Annotated in this window: 16 protein-coding genes; 9 read left to right on the top strand and 7 right to left on the bottom strand. The window is 68.5% G+C overall.

What is annotated here, in order from left to right:
* Nucleotides 1-216 precede the first annotated feature (216 nt).
* Nucleotides 217-1,665, top strand: a complete 1,449-nt coding sequence (locus ACFWV3_RS03510) for a hypothetical protein (RefSeq protein WP_382407762.1) — start codon at nt 217-219, stop codon at nt 1,663-1,665.
* A 61-nt stretch (nt 1,666-1,726) separates the two neighbouring features.
* Here ACFWV3_RS03510 and ACFWV3_RS03505 read toward each other — a convergent pair whose 3' ends face one another.
* Complete coding sequence (locus ACFWV3_RS03505; RefSeq protein WP_382407760.1) at nt 1,727-2,347, bottom strand: LuxR C-terminal-related transcriptional regulator; 621 nt, start codon at nt 2,345-2,347, stop codon at nt 1,727-1,729.
* A 984-nt stretch (nt 2,348-3,331) separates the two neighbouring features.
* Here ACFWV3_RS03505 and ACFWV3_RS03500 point away from each other — a divergent pair.
* From ACFWV3_RS03500 to ACFWV3_RS03490, 3 genes are all read left to right on the top strand, one after another.
* Nucleotides 3,332-5,563 (top strand): ATP-binding protein, encoded by a 2,232-nt coding sequence (locus ACFWV3_RS03500; RefSeq protein ID WP_382407758.1) that lies wholly within the window; start codon nt 3,332-3,334, stop codon nt 5,561-5,563.
* Between the two features lie 434 nt (nt 5,564-5,997).
* Nucleotides 5,998-6,783 (top strand): CPBP family intramembrane glutamic endopeptidase, encoded by a 786-nt coding sequence (locus tag ACFWV3_RS03495; RefSeq protein ID WP_382407756.1) that lies wholly within the window; start codon nt 5,998-6,000, stop codon nt 6,781-6,783.
* A gap of 243 nt (nt 6,784-7,026) precedes the next feature.
* Nucleotides 7,027-7,572 (top strand): hypothetical protein, encoded by a 546-nt coding sequence (locus ACFWV3_RS03490; protein WP_382407754.1) that lies wholly within the window; start codon nt 7,027-7,029, stop codon nt 7,570-7,572.
* A 36-nt stretch (nt 7,573-7,608) separates the two neighbouring features.
* Here ACFWV3_RS03490 and ACFWV3_RS03485 read toward each other — a convergent pair whose 3' ends face one another.
* The 5 genes from ACFWV3_RS03485 to ACFWV3_RS03465 form a co-directional block, all read right to left on the bottom strand.
* On the bottom strand, nt 7,609-7,839 hold the full coding sequence (locus ACFWV3_RS03485) for a hypothetical protein (protein ID WP_382407752.1): 231 nt from the start codon (nt 7,837-7,839) through the stop codon (nt 7,609-7,611).
* Nucleotides 7,840-7,873: 34 nt separating this feature from the next.
* Nucleotides 7,874-9,415: a class I SAM-dependent methyltransferase gene (locus ACFWV3_RS03480; protein ID WP_382407750.1), complete on the bottom strand. Its 1,542-nt coding sequence runs from the start codon at nt 9,413-9,415 to the stop codon at nt 7,874-7,876.
* Nucleotides 9,416-9,446: 31 nt separating this feature from the next.
* Nucleotides 9,447-10,379: a response regulator transcription factor gene (locus tag ACFWV3_RS03475; protein ID WP_382407748.1), complete on the bottom strand. Its 933-nt coding sequence runs from the start codon at nt 10,377-10,379 to the stop codon at nt 9,447-9,449.
* A 149-nt stretch (nt 10,380-10,528) separates the two neighbouring features.
* Nucleotides 10,529-10,801, bottom strand: coding sequence for a hypothetical protein (locus ACFWV3_RS03470; RefSeq protein ID WP_382407746.1), 273 nt, complete (start codon nt 10,799-10,801; stop codon nt 10,529-10,531).
* Nucleotides 10,802-10,962: 161 nt separating this feature from the next.
* Nucleotides 10,963-11,100, bottom strand: coding sequence for a hypothetical protein (locus ACFWV3_RS03465; protein WP_382407744.1), 138 nt, complete (start codon nt 11,098-11,100; stop codon nt 10,963-10,965).
* Nucleotides 11,101-11,459: 359 nt separating this feature from the next.
* Between ACFWV3_RS03465 and ACFWV3_RS03460 the strand changes: the two genes are divergently transcribed.
* Entirely contained in the window at nt 11,460-12,398 is a 939-nt protein-coding gene (locus ACFWV3_RS03460) for a DUF1996 domain-containing protein (protein ID WP_382407742.1), read from the top strand.
* Nucleotides 12,399-12,862: 464 nt separating this feature from the next.
* Here the strand turns inward: ACFWV3_RS03460 and ACFWV3_RS03455 are convergent, their stop codons facing one another.
* Complete coding sequence (locus ACFWV3_RS03455; protein ID WP_382407740.1) at nt 12,863-14,122, bottom strand: sensor histidine kinase; 1,260 nt, start codon at nt 14,120-14,122, stop codon at nt 12,863-12,865.
* A 227-nt stretch (nt 14,123-14,349) separates the two neighbouring features.
* Between ACFWV3_RS03455 and ACFWV3_RS03450 the strand changes: the two genes are divergently transcribed.
* From ACFWV3_RS03450 to ACFWV3_RS03435, 4 genes are read left to right on the top strand one after another with little or no spacing between them, the layout of a single operon-like run.
* Nucleotides 14,350-15,555: an ABC transporter ATP-binding protein gene (locus ACFWV3_RS03450; RefSeq protein ID WP_382407738.1), complete on the top strand. Its 1,206-nt coding sequence runs from the start codon at nt 14,350-14,352 to the stop codon at nt 15,553-15,555.
* Complete coding sequence (locus ACFWV3_RS03445) at nt 15,555-16,850, top strand: ABC transporter substrate-binding protein (protein ID WP_382407736.1); 1,296 nt, start codon at nt 15,555-15,557, stop codon at nt 16,848-16,850. Before ACFWV3_RS03450 ends, ACFWV3_RS03445 begins: the two co-directional genes overlap by 1 nt.
* Before the next feature lie 4 nt (nt 16,851-16,854).
* Complete coding sequence (locus ACFWV3_RS03440) at nt 16,855-18,168, top strand: ABC transporter permease subunit (protein ID WP_382407734.1); 1,314 nt, start codon at nt 16,855-16,857, stop codon at nt 18,166-18,168.
* Nucleotides 18,165-19,076, top strand: coding sequence for a carbohydrate ABC transporter permease (locus ACFWV3_RS03435; protein ID WP_382407732.1), 912 nt, complete (start codon nt 18,165-18,167; stop codon nt 19,074-19,076). Before ACFWV3_RS03440 ends, ACFWV3_RS03435 begins: the two co-directional genes overlap by 4 nt.
* Nucleotides 19,077-19,178: the final 102 nt, after the last annotated feature.

Here is a 19,178-nt window from a genome sequence, read left to right as displayed (position 1 = left end):
CCGGACGCGTCCCTCAGGAGTATATGGTCTTGGAAGTTGCCTTGAGGTCGCTTGTTGGCGGGAGAGCTCATGACCGCGTTGTTCCACCAGGACGCATCCGATCGCCCGGCTTCGCCCTGGCTCGTGCGCCAGGTGGGAAACGCGTCCGCGCGTGATCGTCTGGCTGAGAACGCGGAGGGCGAGCGCATTGTCGGCAGCGCCCGGTGCAGTGCCGTGGTGACCCCCGTCGACGGTGCGCACGACCTCGTGACGACCTTGGAAGCCACGCTGGGGGTGCTGACGGTGACGAGAGGGACCTTCGGGCGCGTCGTCGGCTACACCCGAGAAGGCGAGCAGCGGCTGGACGTGCACCTGCTCTCCCCGGAGAGCACGACATTCTCCTTGGCGCACAACGATGTTCGTGTGAACTCCGCCGCATCGGTCGCGTTCGGCGAAGAGCGCGTTCTCGTGCGGACCGATCTGGTGGTGGCGGAGCGCCGGGGAACCGGCGTGCGCGTCTCGGTACCCGGTTCGCAGGCAGGGGCGGTGCACGACCTGGCCACCGGTGAGGTGAGTGCGACCACTGCGAGCGGCCACGGTGTCACCTCGGTGGTCGACGCGAGCGCGACATCGTTGTCAGTGGACAACGACGTCACCGTGCGAGTGGCCGGGGACGACGTGGTGCAGGCGCTCATGGCCGGTGGCCGCACGATGCTGGAACTGGGGGCCGGCACCGGCAGGGCCGAGCTGACCTGCGCCGAAGGTTTCGCGACCATCCTCACCTCCGACGGCGCGGTGGCGATCACCTGCACGCGCAGCGGCAGGCGGGTCGAGGTCGACCGCGACGCGGTGACCATCGGGTTCGTGGACGGGAGCGGAGGCCTGCGCTGGGACCGTGCGGAGAGCACGCTGTCCGGCAGCGGGGACGCGCCGTTCAGGGGGCTCAGCACGTACTGGTCGGATCACGGCCTGGAGATCGATCTCGGCGGTGGGTTCACCGTCGTCGCCGCTGATCGGATCTGGATCCGCTGGTACGGCAGGATCTTCTCCGTCGGGGACGGCGAGGTGGTCGTCGCCGAGGAGGAGGAGGACTGGTACCTGGGTGCCGATGGCCACCTCGGCACGTCCGGCTGCATGGTCGCGGCGGAGCGGACGATCGACGGCGCGGCGGAGGTGTTCGTGCGGCCCGTGGAACACGATTGGTCCGCCTCGGTCTGGTCGGGCGGGACGTTCCTGGACGACGGTGCCGGCCTGCGGACCGTCCTGGACGAACGCGGGGCCGTGTTCACCCCCGCCGCGAGGGCCGACAGCTCGGTGGTGTCCCTGCGGCGTGCGGGGCAGGTCGTGGTCAACGCGGCAGCCGCACAGGTGGAGATCGCGCAGGGCGGCGAGGTCGTGCTGCGGTCGGGGCCGGCCGAGCTGCGGGTGATCCCCGGTTCCGATGGGCGCGAGCTGAAATCGACCATCACCTGCGGCGACCTGTTCTCGGTGGTCGTGACCGACAGCGAACGGACCGGGCTCGACTGGCGGACCACGCACCAGAGCAGTTCGGTCAGCCATCTCGTCCGGGGCACGGGCGAACTCGTGGTGAGCAACTCGCCCAGCGGGTCCGGGATCACCGCGACGGTCGACGAGGTGCGAGTGGTGCCGTCGGGATCCGGTACCGGCTTCGTCATCACCGTCTGATCCACTCGCGCGTCCACGGCCCGGTGCCGCTCGGCACCTGCCGTGCGAGCGACAAGGCGGTTCAGATCAGACCGACGCGCACCGCGTGTGCGACCGCGTGGATGCGATTGACCAGGTTGAGCCTGGAAGTCAGCTGGTGGACGATGTTCTTCACGGTGCGCACCGAGAAGCTCAACCTGTCGGCGATCTCCTCGGTGGCGAACCCGTCGGCGATCAGGCGCAGCACCTCGACCTCACGCGGGGACAGGTCCCCGGCGGGCTCGGACGCGTCGCTCACGACCGTGTGCTGCGCGCTCAGTCTCTCGGTCTGCTGGCCCTCGTCGTACAGGCGCAGGACGTCCGGACTGTCCCCGGCTTCCAGCGTCGCGTCCACGAGCTGGACGCAGTCGATCCTCGCGCGGTCGAGGATGCGGTGGACGCGGGTGCGCGCCAGCCGTTCCACTGTGGACGCTCTCAGCGGACCCGTCACCAGCACCGCGTGAGCCGCCGTGTCGCTGGTCAGGCGGTCCAGCAGGTCCAGGGTGCCGTCGTCGACCACTTTGGCGGCGACGATCGCGACCTCCAGCTGGGAGAGGTGCACAGGCGGAACCAGGCTGATCGACCGGTCCTCCTGCAAGAACGCCGTGATCCCCGCATTGGTCAGCGGGTCTGCGGCGAAAATCGTCGTGTTGGTGTACTTCACGATGGCTCCTCTGAGGCCGGTGGCTGATGTCGGAATGACGTGAGGAGAACCTCACCCCGGCTCGGGGAAGGGCGCCGAGATCGTTCCGGTGCGGCCTTTCGGAACGTCGTCTCTCTCGAACTGGACGGGTCCGGCGTCGCCGGGCCCGTGCGTCATTTGCGATTCACCGCTCGCGCGCCCTGCGGGTTCTCCCGACTTCGGGATGTGCGGTGCGCGGAATGCGTCCGGGCGCGTGCCAGGTGGTTTTCACCGGCGCCTGCGTCCGGGCCGCTGATCACGACAACGCGAACCGGCCAGGGTGGACGACCCACCACGGATATTCCTGGCGAGGTGTCCCACCGACAGGAGGACCGGCGGGGACGGGGCCTCAGGAGGGGCCGTCCTGCGTCGATTCCACTCGACATTGGTGAGAAAGTTTCGCATCAGGGTGTCGGGCGGCAACGCGGCGGATGGGCGTCGGTGTGGCGGCGGCACCTGCTGAGAGTAGAACCGAGATGAATCCTCGTGTTCGAGACAGGAGTTTTGGGGAAGTTCATTTTTCCCCTGCACGCCACTGGGATATCGCAGGTTGCGCCGTCGCACCCGAATTTGTGGTCGATCGTGCAACCCGTAGCGCCGTCACGCCGTGGTAAGGGCTGATGTGCGACATCTGCGGCTGCCGTCAAGACGCCGACCGCGGCAATGATGCTCACTTCCGCCCGGTAATCTCCGTTTTGGGGAGCGCGAGGCCGTGACACCCCGGCAGGCCGTCGATGTCCTGCGGATCGACCGTGTGTTCCGGGTCTCCGATGTGACAACGCGAATGGGTGGTGGTGGCGAGCGAAGAACGCTGGTGACCCAGCGTCACCGATCGGTGGGATTATCGCGATGAAATCGCCGACCGGCTCGACCGCTTGAGTGCAATCCTTGGTCCGTACGGGTGGCGATTAGTCCAACTGAGGTGGGCTTATCGCGGTTCTGATCTCAAGGAGTTACGTTGACGATGTGGAGGAGACCCTTCTGTCGAGCTTCGGCGAGATGCTGCTTGAGCACCGGAAACGTGCGGGTCTGAGCCAGCAGGACCTCGCGCGGCTGTCCGGGATCAGCGTGCGCGCGCTCCGGGATCTCGAGAACGGCAGGGCCCGTGCGGCGCAGCGGAGGTCGGCCGAGGTGCTGGCGGACGCACTCGAACTGGTGGGCGTCGACCGGTCCGAGTTCCTGAAGGCCGCGGAGGAGGGGCGCAGGCGCGGCACGCAGTCACAGGGCCCGTGCTGGGCGGTCCTGCCGCTGCTACCCGTCGAGCAGTTCGGCAGGGACGAGGAGGTCGCCCGGCTCCGGCAGCTGCTCGCCGTCAGCTCGACGGTGGCGATCGTGGGGCAGCCGGGAGTCGGCAAGACCGTGCTGGCCTCGCTCGCGGCACAGCGGTTCCGCGAGGAGTTCCCGGACGGGTGCTTCGCCATCGACCTGCGCGGTGTGGACGATCAGCCGTTGCAGGTGCAGACGGTGTTCGACCGCGTGCTGAGGGCCCTGGGTGTGCCACCCGCCGAGATTCCGGCGACGGAGGCGGGGCAGGCGGGCTTGTACCGCGCGACGCTCGCCAAGCGGCGCATGCTGATGCTGCTGGACAACGCCTTCAACGAGGCGCAGATCCGGCCCCTGCTCGTGGCAGGTTCGGGCAGTCGTGTGCTGGTCACCTGCCGGCGCACACTGGCGGGTCTCGAGGGGGCGCGCTGGTTGCACCTGGGACCGCTCGCCGGGTTCGCCGCCCGCGAACTGCTGCACGCCTTCGTCGGTGAGGACCGGATCGACGCGGAGCCCGCGCAGACCGACGAGCTCATCGCGTTGTGCGGCAACCTGCCGTTGGCGCTGCGCATCGCCGGTGACCGCCTGGCGACCATGCCGGAGTGGTCGGTCGGCTACCTCGTCGACCAGATGCGGGACGAGAGCACCAGGCTCACCTCGCTCTCCGCCGGTGACCTGCAGGTCCGATCGGCGTTCGAGGTGTCGTACCGCAGGCTCTCGCCCCGTGCGCGCGTCCTGTTCCGCAGGCTCGCGGTGGTGCCGGGTGCGGATTTCGGCATCGACCTCGTGAAGGTGGTCGCCGAACTGAGCGAGTGGGACGCGATGACCGTGCTCGACGAGCTCGTGGACGCCAGCATGTTGCTCGCGGGACAACTGCAGAGCAGGTTCCGGTTCCACGACCTGCTGCGGATCTTCGCCAAGGAGCAGTGGCGGGCAGAGCACGACCTGGCCGAGCGCGACCGGGTCACCGGCGAGACGCTCTCCTACCTGCTGGGAACCGCTTCCGCGGCGGGCAGGCGGTTCTACCCGGATCCTCCGCCCGGCGAGGTCTTCGACTCGTTCGACGAGGCGCGCGAGTGGCTCGAGCTCGAGAGCTCCAACTGGCTGGCGGCGACGCGCGAGGCGGCTCGGCTGGGGTCGCACCGTGATGTCCTCGCGCTGGCCCAGGCGATGCACTGGTACTCCGACTCCTACTGGACGGTGCTGCCGTGGGAGGAGGTCTTCCGACTCGCGCTGGACGCGGCCAGGGCGCTGGGTGATGCCTCGGCCGAGGCGCAGCAGCTGAACTTCGTGGGCTGGGCGGTGCGCAAGACTGAGGACGACGGGTCGGCTCTCGAGTACCACCTGCGGGCCCTGCAGGTCGCCACCGAGAGCGGAGACCTGCTGGAGCAGACCTGGTCGCTCGCCTACTCGGGCACGAACCGCTTCAGTGCCGGCCAGCACGAGGAGGCGCTGACGGATCTGCGGCGCGCTGTCGACCTGGCCTCCGGACTGGACTTCTGGACGGTTCAGCTGCCCATCCGGCACCGGTACGGCAACCTCCTGCTGAACATCGGCCGAGCAACGGAAGCCCTTGTCGTGCAGCAGGAGGTCTACGCAGACGCGGAGCGACTCCTGCGCGGCGAACGGCACGAAAGCCGGTTGCAGCTGGCAGCCCAGGTCCTCGAAGGAATCGGCCGGTGCCGGTACCGGCTGGGGGAGTGGGAGGCCGCCGCGGACGACCACGCTGCCGCGCGCCGCGTCTACGTCGACAGCGCGGCACACCTCCTGGCGGTCCGCGCCGCGTTGTGGGAGGGCCAGTGCCGCATCGAGGCAGGCGAGTACGAGCGGGCTCGTGAAGCGCTGCTCTTCGCTCAGGCCACCGCCGAGGAGAACGAGTTCACGAGCTGGTCCGCGAAGGTGGAGACCGAGCTCGCCCGCCTTCCGCACTCCTGATCGGTTTCGGGCTCCTCTCCGCGGGAAACAGGTCGCCGGGTAGTTCGAGAAAGGCCGAACAACTCCGGCAAAAGGGCAACAAAGCGGGTGCCGCCGGGCAGAAGTTCCCGGCGTGCGGTCCGTTCCGCGCCTATGTTCACCCTATTGTCGGTAGCGCCGCGCCAGGTTTCTGGTGCAAGTCGCGATCGGGTCGGCGTCCCAGGATCACTGCCAAGCCCTTGCGGCGTGAGACATCGACGTGAACCGCGCGAATGAGCAGCTGCTTTCCTGCTCTTCCCGTCGTCGCATGTCCGCATGGACTCGCAGCCCCGGGGAGGACTGTCCAGGAAGTCGGAGTCATGGAAAGAAGTGCACTGCCGGAAGACAGCGTTTCCTCCGTCGAACTGCCGGAGCGCCGGCGTCGACTGCGGAAATTCAGGTTTCCGGTTCTGTTCGTGTCGTTGTTCGTCGTAATGCTGGCCGTTGTCGGAATCGACAACCTCGTTGCGCCTCTTCCTCTGCTCGCACTGCCCGTCGGCGTCGGGCTGGCCGTGGCCGGCCTCGTGTGCTACCGCCGGTTGTCCCGGTTCGTCGAGTCGCGGCCCGGCGTGCCGGAGCTGACGGCGAGCACCTGGTGGACGGGACTGTGGAAGGGCGCGTTGCTCGGAACCGGGTTGTTCTGCGCGATGATGCTGCTGATCGCCGTGTTCGGTGCGTGGGACGGTGTGTCGTGGGGCTCGTTCGCCGGCTTCCTCGGGCTCGCCGGGATGATGTCGAGCGTCGCCGTCATGGAAGAGGTGCTGTTCCGCGGCGTTCTGTTCCGGATTCTGGAGGAACGGGCGGGGACGGTGGTCTCGTTGGTCGCGTCCTCGTTGTTGTTCGGCGCGATCCACCTGGTCAACGTCAACGCCACGCTGTGGGGAGCGCTGTCGATCGCGCTCACCGGCGGGACCATGCTGGCCGCCTCGTACGTCGCCACGCGGTCGCTGTGGTTCCCGATCGGTCTGCACTTCGCGTGGAACTTCACCCACACCGGCGTGTTCGGCATCGCGGTGTCGGGGTCTGACGAGGTGCCCAACGGGCTGCTGAGCACCACCCTGTCCGGCCCGACGCTGCTCACCGGCGGCGCGTTCGGCCCGGAAGCCAGTCTGATGGCACTGGTGGTCTGTCTGACCGCCACCGTGCTGTTGCTCCGCCGGGCGGCTCGCAGCGGTCAGATCCGGCCTCGCCCGCGCTCCTGACCCGAGATCTCTCCGCGCCGGGCGAGCCGGGCAGAACCCGACGGCTCGGCCAGTCCGTCGTGACCGGACCGGCCGAGCCGTCGGCCGTGCTCGCGCCGGCCTCGTCGTCCGTTCCGCGCTCCCGGTGATCGCGTTCCGACGCCGTGCGAACAGAAAGCCCGTGGAGGGCACGCTTGCTGGTTCGAGGGGGCATCGAGGAGCGGTTTTGCTGACTGCCGGGAAAGCTTCCCCCATTCTGGGGACGTGATTTGCTGGGACTCCCTCGGTGACGGTGTGGTCGGCTACTTCGACGAGTTCGAGATCGAACTCATGCGCGGCTACGCCGATTCCCTGCTGCGCCTGCTCGATCACCGCACCACCTCCTACTCGTCCTTCCGCGACGAGAAAGGACGGGAGTTCCGGTTGCCGGAGGAAGCCGCTACCGATGTCAGGCTCACGGCGATCCTGCGGACCGAGATCGGACAGCTGGAGCCCGGCTGGTTCTTCCCCTTCCTGGAAGCCCGTTGCCTGGCGGAAGTCGCCGACGAGGTGCGGGGCGTGCTGTCCGTTCTGCCGTCCACCGGCGGGCTGGTCTGCCTCACACAGGCCCAGGCGTCCTCGTGGGTCGCCGTCCTGCGGCGGTACCTGGCGGTCATCGACGCCGTGAAGGACGAAACCGGTTGTCACAAGGGAACCCCGGTGCAGCCGACCGTCCTCTGGTTCACCGCGGTCGCTGACGGACTCGACGCACAGCTCCACCTCGCGTCGCGGCACTCCTCGCCGTACGGCACGGCGCGGTCGACCGGCTGACAGCGCGGTGCCGGCCGTCTTCAGTCCACTGTGGACTCAACTGCGGCGTTCGTCGACCACTTCCCGGGAAAGCCGATCGTCCTGCACAGCGTGCGCAGCGGCGCCGAGGTGTGGTTGACGGTCGCGACGGCCGCGCGCGATGGCCACCGCGGTCGGTGACACGCCGAACCCGGTCACGTCGTGGCCTTGACCGGCGAGCCACCCGGCGTTGAAGCCCGCGTCCAGCACCTTCCCCGTCACCTGGCCGGACTCCTGCCAGTGCGTCATCGCCTTCCGGGGGCTCGTTGGAGACCGCGGCTCGTCAGCTCGTCAGCGGCAGACGACGCGCCGTGACGAACAGGTAGTTGTTCGGGGTCCAGGTGTCGATGACCGTCACGCCCAGTTCGGCGAGCTTGGCCGTCAGGACCTCCTCGTCGAACGAGGCGACGTCGAACGCCTCCTGGTGCCGTCGCTGGAAGTACCTCTGGAGCGGGCGCTCCGCCGTGCGGAAGGTGAGGAGCGTCAGCGAACCGCCGGGCCGCAGCACGCGCGCCATCTCCGCGAGTGCGGCCCACGGGTCCTCGAACAGCTGCAACGCGTTCCAGGAGCTGACCGCTCCCGCGGAACCGTCCTGCAGGGGCAGGGCGGTGGCACTCGCGCGTGCGATCAGGATGTCGGGGTGTGCGGCGTGAAACCGGTCTACCATGGCGCGGCTGATGTCCACGCCGATCACCCGACCGGCGCCGGCCAGGTCCACGAGCGGCCGCGTCCACGCTCCCGTTCCGCACGCGATGTCGAGAACCGGCCCTTCCGCCGGACGCACGTGGTTGCTGAGGTACTCGTGCTCGTCCTCGAAATCGATCCGGCCCGTCCAGTTGGCCGCCATCAGCGCGACGGAGCTGTGCCGGAGCGACTCGTACCTGGCCACGTGCAGGGGATCCTGGAGGAACAGCTGCCCCAGACCGGCGGTGCGCGGTTCCGCGTCCGGCAGGAAGTCGACGACGTTGCCGTCGACCTCGTACCGCTCGTCGCAGCCGGCACAGCGGGCGGATTCGGTCAGGTCCAGCGGTGAGGAACACCGCGGGCAGCAGAAGACGTCGGCGTCGGCGTCGAAGGGGGAGTCGTCGATGATCTCGTCAGGTCCGCTCATGCGGGGAACCACGAAGACGCGGCCGTCCGCGGAATGGGCCTCGTGTTCCGCCTGCCCGCCGAGAAAGGCCAGCACCGCCTTGGTCTCCAGCTCGCGAATCTCCTCGCGGTGCTGCCCGGACAGTGCCAGGTTCGCCCGCCACTCCTGGTCGACGCCCAGTTCGTGCTCACCCAGCACCCAGTGCGCGGGGGAGGGCCAGCACCGGCCGAGCGGGAACCGCGCGTCGTCGACGGGTTCCTCGGCACACCGGGCAACCCTGGTGGCGTCCTCCGTGGACACGAGCGGAGACGAGATGAGCACTTCCAGGAGACCGTCCGCGGGCGGGAAGTGCGAGAGCAGGTAGAGCAGTGCCGCCCTGGTGGCGCCGTCCTCCGGGGCCAGGTCGCGCAGCAGGTCGCAGTAGCCCTGGTAGCCGGCCTGGACCGCGGCGCGGATGGCGGAGGTGACGGCGGGGTCCGCCGACTGCCCCTCGGTGAACACACCCAGCGCCAGCACCAGCCACGGGCGCCAGGCGCTGGTGACTGTCGGCAGGAGCTCGGTCACCAGCGTGGCCAGCTCGGCGGTGGCCGCGCACACGGTTCCTTCCGACCAGACGTCCGACAGCAGCTGCTCGAACAGATCGGCGTCGTAGTCGTGCCGAGCGGGATCCGCGATGAGGCGCGCGGCCTGCAGAGAGCGGGAGGCGAGGCCGCCTTGCTCTGTCGAGGGGGTCACAGCGACGGACTGTAAGTCGCCGTGTTATCGCTCACAAGGAGTTAAAAACGCACATTTTCGGAGCCTTTTGGGTAGGTCTGTGCGGGTATTTTCCCGGGGAGTCTGCTTTGGTGAGATCCGAGCCCGCCTTGTCAATTCGAGATGGCGATGTGCGGGCTTCATCCGGTGCGGCGAGACGAAGACCGATGCCGCGCACGGTGTGCAGGTAGCGGGGGGCCGCGGAGCGTTCGCCGAGCTTCGAACGCAATGTCGACACGTGCGCGTTCACCGTGCGGGTCGTGCTCGCCAGCGGCTTGTTCCAGACGGCGCGGCTCAGTTCTTGCCGGCTCACCACCCGCCCGGCCTGGTGGGCCAGGTACGACAGGACGTCGAACTCTCGTTCCCGCAGCCGCAGCGCGCGACCTCCGAGTTCGGCGGTTCGTGCCGGATCGTCCACTCGCAACTGTCCTATGTTGATGGTCGTGCCCGTGACCGATCTCGCGGGGGAAGCCAGCGCTCGGCGGATGCGTGCGTCGAGTTCCGCGGCGGAGAAGGGTTTCAGCAGTACACCTTCCACGTCGTCGGACAGTGCGGCGAGGGCTTGTGAGTCCTCGCCGCAGAGAGCCATGACGACGACGGGCGCCTCCGTCGCCGCCCTGACGCGGCGCAGTACCGCCGCTGTGCCGGCGACGTCCGGCAGCGACAGGTCGAGCACGATCAGGTCGGGATCGTCGAGGGAGACGACCTCCTCGGCGGCCGCGACCGTGTCCGCTGTGCGCGGTTCGCAACCCAGCGAGACCAGCTCGTGCGTGAAGGTGCTGCGGAGCACGCTGTTGTCCTCGACCAGGAGCACGATCGCCTTTGACCCACGGCGGTTCGCCTGACTTGGGCTCGACAGGTGTCCAGCGCCAGCGCGTCTGTTGTTCCGCCCGGCGTTGCTCTTCTTCTCGCTGACGCCCGTTGTCGACGAGTTCTGGTTGTCCATGGCGTTTCTCCGGCCGTGCGCTGAAATGGTCAAGAGGAATTCGGCAACTGTCCACGGTGAACCGAAGTGTGCGTCAAAGCGAACCGCTGGGTCGTGCAAGGGGCGTCGCGAGTGCGACCTCAGGTCCTGTGTGGACTTCCCGGCTCGAATCAAGCCGACATCGTGCGGTGGGCGAGAACGGTCGCCCCGAGTGAAGTCAGCCGTGCCCCGGTCAGCGATCCCACCGCGGCGGGCAGGACGGGTTCGATGAATCCCGAGTGCGCCAGGCGTCGTGCGGCGGGCTGGTCGCAGGAGGCGATGCCGTCGATGAACAGGTCCGGTTCGCAACTGTGGGACATCTGGGCGCGTCCCGCGGCCACTGCCCGCAGGAGTGCGACGTCTCGGCAGGACAGGTCCGGTGCCGTTTTCACTGGGTCGGTCATGGCGATCATCTCGAATCGGGGGGAGACCGGGTCGGGGGTTTTGCCGATGAAACGCCCGGCAGGTCCTCTGCGGCCGGTTCGGCGGTGGTTGCTGCCCTCGGCGGCGTGCTTCGGTGCCTGTCCGGCCAGCGGCGGTACCGCCGCTCCTCCTTCCGAACCCTTCACCGCCACAGGGGACGCATGCGCCGGACCTGCCGGCGGAGACTGCCGGCGTGCAGTGACGCCGCCGCCACGTCACCGCGATCGAGGGCCGCGGTCAGCTCTGCCGTCAACGCGGTGGCCACGAGCACCTCGAGCACGCGATCCGCCTCCTCCCAGGAACCGGATCGGATCAGCTCCTGCCTTCGTTCTCGCAACACGTCCTCGGTCCCCCTCACCGTTGGGTTCCCCATCCTGTGTTCAGCTCCGCCGAGGTGCCGTTTTCGGAACGGAGTGGCATCCCGGCGGAAGCGACGCACCCTCTGCCCCTTGGTCCTCACCGTTTGCCCGAGGGACAATGCACTCGCGGTGACGCGTCCACGACAGACTGTCCACAGTGGTGGCGAACGTGACGGGTGGTAACCACTCGACCGCGCTCCTCCGAGCCGAACGCGCACAACGGCTGGTAGTTCAAGGCAGTGGCGAGACAAGTGGTTGCCCTGTCCGCAAATACTGGGGTGTGAGCTCCCGTGTCAGGTCCACGACGACCGTCCTGGTCGCGATGGCCGCCGCGCTCGTGGCGGTCACGTTCGGCTCGATGCTGGTCGAGGCACAGGACAACGGCTACTACGTGCCTGCCGCGAAGCTCGAGCCGGGTCCGCGTGCCCCGGACGTGCCGAGCGTCACGGTGCGTTGCGGGACCAACGAACGGCGTCACCTCAACCCGGACAACCCCGTGACGGCGCCGGGCGTGCGGTCCGCGGCCCACCACATGCACGAGTACGTCGGTAACACGTCGACGGACGCGATGTCGACCAACGCCACCTTGGAGGCGTCCACCAGCACGTGCGAGAGGGGTGACCTCTCGAGTTACTCCTGGCCGGTGCTGAGACTGACCGACGGTGCGGCTCACGACGTGCACGAGGCGGGTGGCGGTGCCGACGGCAATCTCGGTGAGATTTTGCCTCCGAAGACCGTCGAGGTCCGCTATGAGGGAAGTCCCTCCGGGCAGCTGGTTCCCGTGCCGCGATTTCTGCGGATGATGACGGGAGACGCGAAGGCGGTCACCAACGGCTTCGGGCCTGCTACGCGGGTCAGATGGGGGTGTTCGAACATTCCCGGTCATTTCACGACGAAGTACCCGCTTTGTGACGGCGGTGCGGAAACACTGCGCGTCTACGAGTTCCCCAGTTGTTGGGACGGTGCGAACGTCGACAGCACCTCGCACCGTTCGCACATCGTGTTCCAGCTCGCGAACGGCGTCTGTCCTGTTCGGACTTTCGCGACCCCGCGCCTCGTCGTGTCGGTCGGGTATGAGGTACCGGGCGGCCGCCCGTTCGCGATTGACAGCTTCCCCAGCGAACTTCGCCACCCGGCGACGGATCACGCGGGATTCATCAACCTGATGCCGGAAGCGGAGATGCGCGAGATCACGAACCAGCTCAACGGAGGACGATGACGCGGCCTTGGTCAGGCGCGAAAGGGCAGATCCGGGTGTCCGTTCGTGCACAGGACCGGCTCGAGCCGCCTGCCGCCGTGCCGAGCCTTCCTGTGCTGCGCCGCACCGGCGACCGTCGCTGTCACCGAGCAAGCCAGATCCCGCGTTCCGCGTCTTCAGGTGAGCGTCAACACCCTCGACCTGGCGCTCGTCGCCCTCGGGCTGGGAGCGCCCTCCCAGCCGGCCGCGTTGGTCGAGACCACCCGGTGGAGACACACGCGGCACGGGAACGAACCGGGGCAACGCCTTCCTCGTCGAGACACCGGTGGCCACCGTGCCGGTCAGCCTGTAGCGGCCGCCGGTCCGCATTTCGACCTCGTGCGGGTTCGGCCGGCACTGCGGTGAGCAGGTGCAGGCCAGTCTGGACCACGTGGAGCTGCTCGCTCGCGCCTGACGCGATCCGGTGAGTGGCACCCGCCGGACCTTCAGCGCGTGCGCGTCCACAACCGCCAGGCTTTCGGCCCCTCGGCATCGGGACTGTGACCCAGTTCGTTGAACGACAACCGGATGCGCGCGCCTCCGAGCCGGCCCCGGTCCACCTGGACGTTGCCGCCGGTCGACTCGGCGGCGGCCCGCGCGATGGCCAGGCCGAGACCGGTGGACCCGCGTGCGCTCGTCCCCCTCCGCAGCGCCGCCTCCGTGTCGGCGATGCCCGTGCCGCCGTCCTCGACGACCAGTCGCACCCAGCCGGCGTGCCGCACCACCTCGACCGACAGCGGTGCGGGTGGCCTGGTGTGCAGGAAGATGTTCTCCAGCAGGGTGTCCAGCACGGCCTCCACCGCGTCACGACCGAGCCCGACAGGAGCTTCCTCGGCGGGCACCGAGAGATCACACGTCCGGCCCTGCTGCTCCGCGTGCGCCGACCAGAACTCCATCCGTGCCCTGACCACGCCCGCCAGGTCGCAGCCGTCCTCCGGGCCCGAGGTGGACGGTGCGCAGAACGAGCGGATCATGCGGTCGACCTCGCGTTCCATCGCGACCACGGAGGCGTGGACGCGCTGCGCCGCCGGGCCGTCGCCGATCGAGTCCACGTCGAGCCGAAGCGCCGTGAGCGGTGTGCGCAGTCGATGCGACACATCGGCGACCATCTCGCGTTCACGGTCGATCGACTGCCGCGCGCGGTCGGCTACCTCCGTGATCGCCTCGGCCAGTGCGACGAGGTCGGACGGCCCGTGCAGCCGGACGCGCTGCCCGGCGCGCGCCGCCGCGGTGAGAGCGCTCAGCGAGACGATGAACGGCTGGACCAGCCGGCTCGCCAGCAGGAGCCCTGCCGCGCCCGCCACGGCCAGGGCGACGAGAAGCACCACCAGTTCCGGGATCGGCGGCCGGAACGGGGAGGCGGTCAGTTCGAGCTCGACGGGGGACTCGTCGCCCGCGGTCAGCGAACGGCCGGTCGTCCTGGTGCTGGACCTCGGTGTGGTGCCGATGGTGGTCCCGTCCGCGAGCCGCAGGACCATCCGGCCCTCGGCACCCGCCTTCGTGCGGGCCACCGCCGATCGCAACGCCTCGGGGTCCGTGGTCACGGCGAGCACGGCGGAGACCAGTTCGACATCTCGCCGCTCCTGCACCACCGCGTCATCCCGCGCCATCAGCAGGGCGCCTGCGGTCAGCACGGAGATCCCGATCACCGGCACGAGCGCCCAGAACACCGAGCGCCGCAACAGCGAGGCCACGTCCGGACCCACGGCTCGAAGCCGCCACCTCTCAACGCTTTCGCGCGGCGACGCAGGCCGCGGTCTGGTCATCGTCTGACGATAGGCAGTCGGGCACACGGTGCACATGGCGCGTTCGGGCAAGGATTTCGGCCCGATGAACATCGGGTGACGGCCTTAACTCGTACTTAGGGAGCCGCGGTTTACGTTCCACGCCGATCCGCAACAGCGGTGTCCTGAGTCACAGCCTTGGAGTTGGCGTGGCAGAAGTTGTTCTCACCGGTCTCGGCAAGGCCTATGCCGATGGCACACGAGCGGTGACCGATCTCGACCTCAGCATCACCGACGGGGAGTTCCTCGTCCTGGTCGGTCCTTCGGGATGCGGGAAGACCACCGCACTGCGCATGATCGCGGGCCTGGAAGCGATCAGCGAAGGCACGATCCACATCGGCGAGGCGGTCGTGAACGACGTCGCACCACGCGACCGCGACGTCGCCATGGTGTTCCAGTCGTACGCGCTCTACCCGCACCTCAACGTCTACGACAACATCGCTTTCGGCCTCACGTTGCGCAAGCTGCGCAAGCAGGAGATCGACGAGCGCGTGCGGCGGGTCGCGAAGGTGCTGGAGCTGCACGACCACCTCGACCGCAAACCGCGCAACCTGTCGGGCGGCCAGCGGCAGCGCGTCGCGATGGGCCGGGCGATGGTGCGGGCGCCACAGGTATTCCTGATGGACGAGCCACTGTCCAACTTGGATGCCAAGCTGCGGGTGCAGATGCGCGCGCAGATCGCGCGCATGCAACGCGATCTCGGCGTCACCACCGTGTACGTCACGCACGACCAGACCGAGGCCATGACGCTCGGCGACCGCGTGGCGGTGATGAAGAGCGGTGTGCTGCAACAGGTCGGCCCGCCCCAGGAGCTGTACGACCGCCCGGTGAACCTGTTCGTCGCCGGTTTCATCGGCTCGCCCGGCATGAACGTCGTGAACGGCAAGCTCACGCTCGACGCCGAGGACCGGCTCTGGGTGGAGCTGAACGAAGACGCACTGCTGCTGCCCGAGTCCGTGCTGCACGACAAGCCCGCGTTGAAGGGGTACGTCGGACGGGAGCTCGTGGTCGGCATCCGCCCGGAGGACATGGAGGACGCCACCCTGGTCGACGCCTCCGAGGGATGCATCCTCCACGTGGTGGCGGATCTCGTCGAAGCGATGGGGTCCGACGTGCTCGTGCACTTCCCGGTCAACGCGGCACCGGTGGTCACCGACGACACCCGTGCGCTGGCGGCGGACATGGGTGCCGACGACGTGCTGCCCGTGGCGAACGGCCGTTCCGTGCTGGTGGGCCGTTTCAGTCCGCGCACGAAGGTGTACGAGGGCCAACCGGTCGCGGTGTGGGTCGACACCTCCCGGCTGCACTTCTTCGACCCGGCCACCGGGTCGTCCATCTGGAACCAGGAGAGCTGATGAGCACGAGAAAGTTCACTGTCGCCGTCGCGGCGCTGCTCGCGGTCACCGCGTGCGGCTCCGGCAACGCGGGCAGCGCCGGGGGAGAGCTGAAGGGCTCGACCGTCGACGTCGTCGGTACCTGGACCGGTGACGAGCAGGTCGCCTTCGAGGCCGTGCTCGCCGAGTTCTCGAAGGAGACGGGCGCCACCGCCCGGTACACGGCCGCGGGCGACGAACTGCCCACTGTGCTGCAGACCAGGGTGCAGGGCGGGACGCCGCCGGGCGTCGCGCTCGTGCCGCAGCCGGGCCTCGTCGAGCAGTTCGTGAAGCAGGGCGTGCTCAAGCCGGCGAACGCCGACGTGCAGAAGGCCGTCGCCGACAACTACGCGCAGACCTGGAGGCTGCTCGGCAGTGTCGGTGGCACCTTGTACGGCGTCACGTTCAAGGTCGCCGACAAGTCCACCGTCTGGTACGACGAGAACGCGTTCCAGACCGCGGGCGCCGGCGTGCCGAAGACGTGGGAGGAGTTCCTCTCCACCGGGAAGACGTTGTCCGACAGCGGTGTCTCGGCGCTGTCGATCGGCGGCGCGGACGGCTGGACGCTCACCGACTGGTTCGAGAACGTCTACCTGCGCACTGCGGGACCCGAGAAGTACGACCAGCTCGCCCGGCACGAGATCCCGTGGACCGACCCGTCGGTGCGCAAGGCGCTCGAGACGCTCGCGATGCTGTTCGGTGACCAGAAGCTGATCGACGGTGGCTCGTCCACCGCGCTGCAGACCGACTTCGCCAAGTCCGTCACGAACGTCTTCGGCGACCCGTCCAAGGCGGCGATGGTGTTCGAGGGCGACTTCGTGGCCGGCGTGGTCCGCGCCAGCACCAAGGCGGACGTCGGTGGCAGGGCCAAGTTCTTCCCGTTCCCCTCGGTCGGCGGCAGCCCGGAGGGCGCAGTGGTCGGTGGTGACATCGCCGTGCAGTTCCGCGACGACCAGGCGACGAACGAGCTGATGAGGTTCCTCGCCACGCCTGAGGCCGGTGAGGTGTGGGCGAAGAAGGGCGGCTTCCTCTCACCCAACAAGAGCATCGCCATCGAGTCCTATGTGGACAAGGTGAGCCAAGACCTCGCCACCCAGCTGGTCAAGGCGGGGGACAACGTCCGGTTCGACATGTCGGACCTGACGCCCGCGTCGTTCGGCGGGACCAAGGGGGCGGGCATGTGGAAGGACCTGCAGGACTTCCTCGCCGACCCCACCAAGATCGACGCCACGATGACCAGCCTGGAAGCCAACGCCGTCAAGGCATACGGGAAGTGACTCAGTGACCCGAGGCACCTCAAGCCCCGGCAGCACCGCGCTGCCGGGGCGTTCCCCCCGCAACGCCCTGTGGTTCCTGCTGCCCGCCGTCGTCCTGCTCGGCGCGCTCGTCGTGTACCCGTTGTTGTTCTCGGTGGTGCGCAGCTTCTTCGACCAGGGGGGCAGCGAGTTCGTAGGCCTGCGCAACTACGTGAACACCTTCACGGACGACCGCACGCTCACCGCGTTCCGCAACAACGTCATCTGGGTCGTCGTGGCACCGGCCGCGGTCACCTGTCTCGGCCTGATCTTCGCCGTGCTCAGCGAGAGGGTTCGCTGGTCCACAGCATTTCGGCTCGTGCTGTTCATGCCGATGGCGATCTCGCTGTTCGCCTCCGGTGTCATCTTCCGGCTCGTCTACGAAGAGGACCCGGACCAGGGCGTCGTGAACGCGATGGCGGTCGGTGTGCACGACGTGTTCTCCGCGCCGTCGCCCTACCCCGGCGCCCGGCCGCGCGAGAACGCCGGCTTCGCCGCCACCGAAGGGGGGTTCGCGTCGCCGGTGAAGTACTCGCCGGGCGACGTGGCCACCGTGCCGCTGGTCGGGTTCCCGGCCAAGGACGTGCCGGCCGCGGCCGCGTCGATCAGCCAGCCGCAGCCGCACCCCGGTGAGCTGCGAGGGGTGGCGTGGCTCGACGTGTCCGCCGGAGGCGTCGCCGGGAAGCCCGACCGTGCCGAGAAGGGACTGCCCGGCCTGGCGGTGGAGGCTGTCGACGCCTCCGGCAAGGTGGCCGGCCGCGCGATGACGGCGGACGACGGTCAGTTCACATTCGTCGGCCTTCCTTCCGGTGGCTACTCGGTCCGGTTGGCGGAGAACAACTTCGCGCTGCCGTTCCGCGGGCTCACCTGGCTCGGCCCGTCTCTCATCACGCCGGTGGTGATCTCGTCCTGGATCTGGATCATGACCGGGTTCGCGATCACGTTCATCGCGGCCGGACTGTCCGCGATCCCGCGTGACGCGCTGGAGGCCGCGAGGGTCGACGGGGCCACCGAGTGGCAGGTGTTCCGCCGGGTCACCGTCCCCCTGCTGGCGCCGGTCCTGCTCGTGGTGTTCGTGACGTTGGTGATCAACGTGTTGAAGATCTTCGAGCTGGTGTTCGTCATCGCGCCGGGTTCGGTGCAGGAGGAGGCGAACGTGCTGGCGTTGCAGATGTGGCAGGTGTCCTTCGGCGCGGGCGGTGACCAGGGAGCGGGCAGCGCGCTGGCGGTCCTGCTCTTCCTCCTGGTGGCCCCCGCGATGCTGTTCAACATCCGCCGATTCCGCCGGGAGCAGTCGTGACGACGGTGATGACGAGGGAACCCCAGCAGATCGAGATCCTGGTGAGCGGCGCGCCGCGGCGATCCGGCGCCGCGAAGCTGATGGGTTTGCTGGGCAACGGAGTCGTGCAGGTGTTCCTGGCGCTGGTCGCGCTCTTCTGGCTGGTACCGGTCTTCGCCCTGTTCGTCGCGTCGCTGCGGGACGAACAGGCCAACACCTCGTCGGGCTGGTGGACGATCTTCGCCAAGCCCGCCGAGCTCACGGTGGACAACTACGCCTCGCTGCTCGCCGACTCCTCGGTGCTGCACTCGTTCCTGAACACCGTGTACATCGCGGTGCCGGCGACAGTGCTGGTGATCGTGATCTCGGCGCTGGCCGCGTACGCGTTGTCGTGGATCGACTTCCCCGGCCGCGACTGGTTCACGCTCGTGGTCGTGGGGCTGTTGGTGATGCCGGTGCAGGTGGCGTTGATCCCGGTGGCGAAGCTCTTCGGCGCCCTGGACATGTTCGGGACCATCGCCGGCGTCGTGTTGTTCCACGTCGCGTTCGGACTTCCGTTCGCGATCTTCCTGTTGCGCAACTTCTTCACCGGCATCCCGCGCGATCTGATCGAGGCGGCGCGGATGGACGGCGCCAAGGAATGGATGATCTTCCGCCGGGTGATCCTGCCGATCGGCAAGCCGGCCATCGCATCGCTGACGATCTTCCAGTTCCTGTGGGTGTGGAACGACCTGCTGGTGGCGCTGGTGTTCGCCGACGCCGACTCGGCCCCGCTCACGGTCGCCCTGCGTTCGCAGCTGCGGCAGTTCGGCAGCAACATCGACCTGCTCGCCAGTGGCGCGTTCCTGTCGATGGTGGTCCCGCTGGTGGCGTTCCTCGCGTTCCAGCGCTACTTCGTGCAGGGCGTGCTCGCGGGGTCGACCAAGTAGCCATTCCGACGACGTCGAACCCGGGGCGGGAGGTTTCCGAAGAGGGCGGCGGGGGGCGTTCTGGGGCAGGGGGCGGGGAGGGGTCGTTTCCAAAAGGTGTTT

The organism is Lentzea sp. NPDC059081 (genome assembly GCF_042738015.1).
In the GTDB taxonomy this organism is placed as follows: Bacteria; Actinomycetota; Actinomycetes; order Mycobacteriales; family Pseudonocardiaceae; genus Lentzea.
The sequence above is the reverse complement of the archived record's forward strand: the minus strand, read 5'-3'. Positions and strand labels throughout refer to the sequence as shown.

Coding starts and splice junctions, on each gene's coding strand:
- ACFWV3_RS03485 (WP_382407752.1), bottom strand. CDS start 7,839: ATGACGCACTGGCAGGAGTCCGGCCAGGTGACGGGGAAGGTGCTGGAC.
- ACFWV3_RS03475 (WP_382407748.1), bottom strand. CDS start 10,379: ATGGACAACCAGAACTCGTCGACAACGGGCGTCAGCGAGAAGAAGAGC.
- ACFWV3_RS03470 (WP_382407746.1), bottom strand. CDS start 10,801: ATGACCGACCCAGTGAAAACGGCACCGGACCTGTCCTGCCGAGACGTC.
- ACFWV3_RS03445 (WP_382407736.1), top strand. CDS start 15,555: ATGAGCACGAGAAAGTTCACTGTCGCCGTCGCGGCGCTGCTCGCGGTC.